General features: G+C 31.8%; 6 protein-coding genes. All 6 read left to right on the top strand.

Going from position 1 to position 5,483, the window contains the following annotated elements; all coding sequences use genetic code 11:
• Window positions 1-681, top strand: a 681-nt coding sequence (locus N4A40_01125) for an ATP-binding cassette domain-containing protein (GenBank protein MCT4660432.1), incomplete at its 5' end; no start/stop codon positions are given.
• 358 nt (window positions 682-1,039) lie between these two features.
• A complete protein-coding gene (locus N4A40_01120) occupies window positions 1,040-1,726 on the top strand; it encodes a Fic family protein (protein ID MCT4660431.1) in 687 nt (228 codons plus the stop codon).
• 55 nt (window positions 1,727-1,781) lie between these two features.
• On the top strand, window positions 1,782-2,147 hold the full coding sequence (locus N4A40_01115) for a hypothetical protein (GenBank protein ID MCT4660430.1): 366 nt from the start codon (window positions 1,782-1,784) through the stop codon (window positions 2,145-2,147).
• 140 nt (window positions 2,148-2,287) lie between these two features.
• Window positions 2,288-3,562 (top strand): MFS transporter, encoded by a 1,275-nt coding sequence (locus tag N4A40_01110; GenBank protein MCT4660429.1) that lies wholly within the window; start codon window positions 2,288-2,290, stop codon window positions 3,560-3,562.
• A gap of 43 nt (window positions 3,563-3,605) precedes the next feature.
• Complete coding sequence (locus N4A40_01105; GenBank protein MCT4660428.1) at window positions 3,606-4,484, top strand: AraC family transcriptional regulator; 879 nt, start codon at window positions 3,606-3,608, stop codon at window positions 4,482-4,484.
• A 324-nt stretch (window positions 4,485-4,808) separates the two neighbouring features.
• The coding region (locus N4A40_01100; protein ID MCT4660427.1) for a hypothetical protein at window positions 4,809-5,483 on the top strand (675 nt) is incomplete at its 3' end.

Raw genomic sequence — 5,483 nt, 5'->3', positions numbered from 1 at the left:
GGAGATAATGGAAGTGGAAAAACAACACTTTTGAGATTGATAGAACAAGGTCATGATAGCATCAAAAGATCAAAGGTACTTAAAATAGGATATTTTAGACAAGATTTGAGCATATTAGATGATGAAAAGACGCTTCTAGAAAATATGAAAGAAACGTCAGATATGAGCGAAACTATGATAAGAACACTTCTAGCTAGATTGCTTTTTAAAAGGGATGAAGTTTATAAAAAAGTAGCAGTGCTTAGCGGAGGTGAGAGGGTAAAAGCTAGTTTCGCTAAATTAATACTACAAGATGTTAATTTGTTAATACTTGATGAACCGACAAATTACTTGGATTTGGATTCAGTTAAAGCACTTGAAAATGTTTTGATAGATTACAAAGGAAGTTTGATATTTGTATCTCATGATAGAAAGTTTGTAGAAAATATAGCTACTAATCTATTGATGATAGAGAATAGAAAGCTAAATGCATTCACTGGGACTTATGAGGAATATATGAAACGAAGCAAAAAAACAGATACAAAGGATTCACTTCAGGAGGAATTGATGCGGGTAAAACATCAGATAACAACTATACTAGGCAGGCTTTGTATGCCAACATCAGATGACGATGTGGAAGCATTAGATGCACAGTACGATGATTTGCTAATTAAGAAAAAAGAGATAGAGTCGAGGATGTAAGTGGGTGAAATATGAGGTATAATTAAGAGTGTAGGAGGTGAAGTGTTTGGAACATTATGAACCACCATATAAACTTACGAACAAAATAGTATCGTTGTGTACAGATATATCAGAATTAGCAACTAAAATTGCAATAAAAGAAAACTTAAATTCAAACCCAAGGTTGAGAAGAAACAACAGGGTGAAAACAATACAAGCATCTTTAGCTATAGAAAATAATACATTGTCACTAGAACAAGTTACAGATATTATAGATGGAAAGCGTGTATTAGGATTAGAACGTGAGATAATGGAAGTGAAAAATGCATTTGAAGCGTATGAAAAATTGACAGAGTTTAATGCAGAATCTATAGAAGATATGTTATTAGCTCATAGAATTTTGATGAGAGGTTTAACTGAAGAAGCTGGACATTTTAGGAGTGGTGGAGTTGGAGTTTTTGCTGGTGAAAGGATAGTTCATATGGCACCACCACCAGGGATTGTGCCAAAATTGATAGAAGATTTATTTTTTTGGCTTAGTAGAGCTAAGGACGTTCATCCGTTAATAAAGAGTTGTGTATTTCATTATGAATTTGAATTTATACACCCATTTGCAGATGGGAATGGAAGAATGGGGAGAATGTGGCAAACATTATTATTATACAATTGGCAATTTATTTTTGGATGGCTTCCAATAGAAACCATAATAAAAGAAAGACAAGATGAATACTATAGGGTTCTAGGTGAGTGTGATAAGTGTGGAGAATCTAGTCTATTTATAGAATTTATGTTGGAAGCGATACATGAAACATTGTTAGAAATTACTGATACCGACCAAGATACCGACCAAGATACCGACCAAGTTAGCGACCAAGTAAAACAATTATTAATAGTCTTAGGTTCAGATACCATGTCAAGAAAAGAAATTATGGATAGCTTAAAACTGAGTCATATTCCAACATTCAGAAAGAACTATTTGAAACCAGCTATTGAATTAGGACTAGTTGAAATGACTTTACCAGATAAACCGAATAGTAGTAAGCAGAAATACAGAAGAACTCAATAATTAGTGAAAGCGCTGTAGTAGCTCACACTACCAGAATGAAAGATGAGGTGTATTCATGGAGAAAGATTTACAAATATCAGAAATGATGAAAATGCAAAAAGCACTATTTGAACTAAATAAGGACAAATGGTCGCCTATGGAGGCAGAATATGGTAGACAATTTATACTATGGATGATAGAAGAAGTAGGGGAATGCATAGCTATAATAAAGAAAAAAGGCGACGATGCCATAATGAATGATGAAGATGTGCGAGAAGCTTTTGTTGAAGAAATGAGTGATGTAATGATGTATTTCACAGATACACTTTTGAGATATGATATAAGTGCAGAAGAAATATCAGAAGCCTATGTAAAAAAACATTGCAAAAATCAAGGCAGGGATTATAGTAACGAGTATGACAAATTAGAACTTGCTAAATAGAGGATTCGCCGAGAAATCGGCGGATTTTTTTGTACAGGGAGAGTGTTACAAAAAGCGTGATAAAATATTAAGAATAGTTGACAAATGGTGTTAACAAAAGTATGCTTAATTTAGAAAAAGCTAACGAGGAGTGACATTTATTGAAAACAAAATTATTTAAAAACAAAGCCTATAGTCAGCTATTTTGGGGTAAATTCATATCGGATATAGGAAGTCAGTTCTATCTATTTAGTTTAAGTTGGTATTTTCTAGATCTTACAGAATCAGCTGTTGTAGTAGGTTATTTTCTATCATTTAGGCTATTGCTATACATAATATCAGCACCGATAGGCGGGATAATAAGTGATAGATTAGATAGGATAAAACTTCTGGTTATTTGTGACTATATAAGAGGTTTTGTCATACTTGCTACATTTGGAATCGTAATGAAAACGCAGAATCAAGATATGATATTAGCTAGTTTTTACATAGCGACATTTATACATGGAATTTGCGATGCACTTTTCATTCCATCGTCTACAGCCGCAATTCGGTTTGTAATAGACAAAGACGATTTAGTTGAAGGTTATTCCGTCATATATATGATAAATAGCGTAAAGCGAATTCTAGGAATAATGTTTGCGGGTATAATTTATGCACTGATAAATATAGAGGGGATATTAGTATTAAATGGCATGAGTTTTATCATATCCGCTTTATTTGAGTCGAGAATAAATGTAGATACGAAAGAGAAACATGATGAGGAGTTTAAATTTAAGACTATAATAAGAGATTTCAAAATAGGTTGTAAATGCTTGCTTGGATTAAAAGCACTTACGTGGATACTTTTCATATCCCTATTTTCAAATTTTATATACGAGCCACTTGCGCGAAATGGATTTACATATTTTTTCAATCAAGTAGCACAGACATCACCAGCATTCTTATCATTTGCAGCAGCAATGACTTCACTAGGTTCTATAGCTATGACTCAGTGGATAAAAAAGAGAGATATAAACGATTTATTCGCTCATTATTATAGTGGAATATCTTTTAAGACAATGTATATAGTAGCTTTGTCAGCTAATTTTATAGTGTATATGATGTTTAATGGGAATTTTATAGTTTTCTTTGCAATACATGTAGCTTTACTATTTCTAGATGGAGCTATAGGAGTATATATAAACGTTCCAATATCGGTATTCATGCAAAGAGAAGTTCCATCAAATATGATTGGGAAAGTTGATTCTTTTGTAACTACATTTTCAATGGCGATAATGCCTTTTTCTACATTAATGGGTAGCTATGTGATAGATGAATTTGGATTTTGGGTATTAGTGATGGTCGTATCTATAATGAGTAGTGTTTTGTGGATAGTTATGAGTATTTGCAAGAAGTATACATTTTCGTGCACAAAATGTGGAGAAGATATTTAGGTTAAGTAGTATCGTGTATATATAGAAAGGGGAGAAGTAGCACATGGAATGGTTAGTCCGTATGAATAGAGCTATAGATTATATTGAAGAAAATCTAACAGAAAATATAGAATTAGAAGATGTAGCTAAAATAGCGTGTTGTTCTAGTTATCATTTTCAGAGAATGTTTTCTTTCATAATAGATATTCCATTAGCTGTATATATTAGAAGAAGAAAACTTTCGGCTGCTGCGATAGAACTTCAAAATAGCGATATGAAAATAATAGACATAGCGTTAAAATACGGATATGATTCACCAAACTCTTTTACAAGGGCATTTAAAAATCTCCATGGGATTACTCCATCAGAAGCAAGAAAGAGTGGTCGTGATTTGATGTGCTATCCAGTGATTTCCTTTCAAATATCGATACGAGGAGATGTGGCTATGCAATACAGATTTGAAGAAAGAGAAGCATTTGAAGTGTATGGACTTGTAAGAAGAATTGAAAATGATGAGGATCAGCATGAGGTAATACCAAAGTTTTGGCAGAAATTTCAAGAAAATGGTGACTACGAGAAGATATGCAAAATCTGCGGTATAGAGCCATACAAAGAGTTGGCAATAGCAGGAGCTATATATGATTTTGACAATGACGGAGAGTATATGAGCAAGTATATGCTATATACTGAGAGAGAGAGAAAGACAAAACTAGTTGAACCATTTGAGACGCTAGAGATACCAAAGGCAAAATGGGTGGTTTTTACTGACAAATTTGAAGATCAAAATGTAAGTACTCAGGTAATACAAAATTTGTGGAAGAGGATATTTACAGAGTGGTTTCCCAGTTCAGAGCTAGAGATGACTAATGGGCCACAGCTTGAAGTGTATCCTAATTGGAACAGCGTAGAAGTTTGGATTCCGGTTAAAGAGAAGGTTAAGTAGTAAAAAATAAAAAATATAGAAACGACGTTTACAAATTTGAATGAGTTTACGTGTTTATATAGTATAAATCCTTTCTCACAAATAGAGAGAGTGATATTCGTATCATTATGAAATTAAAAATGATATGAGTATCACTCTTTTTGTTTGGAATAAATAATTAGAGATTTAATTTAACATAAATAGGAAATGGTAGTATAATATAGTAGGTCAAAATAACTGCAAAATGTATTTTTGATTATGAAAATAAAAAAATTAAAAAACGACGTTTACAAATTTGAAAGAATTTACGTGTTTATATATTGGGAGAATTTTTGGGAGGTATTTATGGAAAAGTATCTAGCAGTAGCTAAGTTAGCAGAGTTAAAAAATATATATGATGAAAATGTATTTGAGACAGATATATCATTATATTCATATGAAGACAAATTTAAGTTACCAAAATTGACTATACTTCCGCAAGCAAAGTATAAGAGTTGTGGTTTTTGTATAGATGATTTGAGTAAAATGCCAATGGTGATAAATTTTTTTCTAGGGAAGAGCAATTACTTACGAGTAATGATTAGAAAAAGATACTTAGAAGAATTCGAACAATACGATATTTTGAGTCAAATAAATTATGGTAATGATTTCATTTCTATTTTGCTTAGTACCGAAAATTTAAATGGGTTAAATATATCTAAAAACATAGAGAAATTTTCAGCAATGACATTTTTTTATGAAAATAAAATTATTGGAGATTGTTCATTTTATGACATGAGATTAAGTGGCACGTATAGAGTCGAGATTCCAATGAACAAAAAACTAGATTACGATGAAACAATAGAAATATTTTACTATTATGAGATAGATAACAAAAAACTAGGATTGAAAGCGGATTTTTTTATGGGCCTTTTGGATAAATTCAATATGTACATGTCGCTGTATAGAAATAAAAATGAATTTATGTATTTCAATTTTTACAACAAAACCATATGTATTTTGTGTTCAAAAGAGTCAGAT

The organism is Tissierellales bacterium, assembly GCA_025210965.1.
In the GTDB taxonomy this organism is placed as follows: domain Bacteria; phylum Bacillota; class Clostridia; order Tissierellales; family JAOAQY01; genus JAOAQY01.
This window is presented reverse-complemented; position numbering and strand designations above follow the sequence as displayed.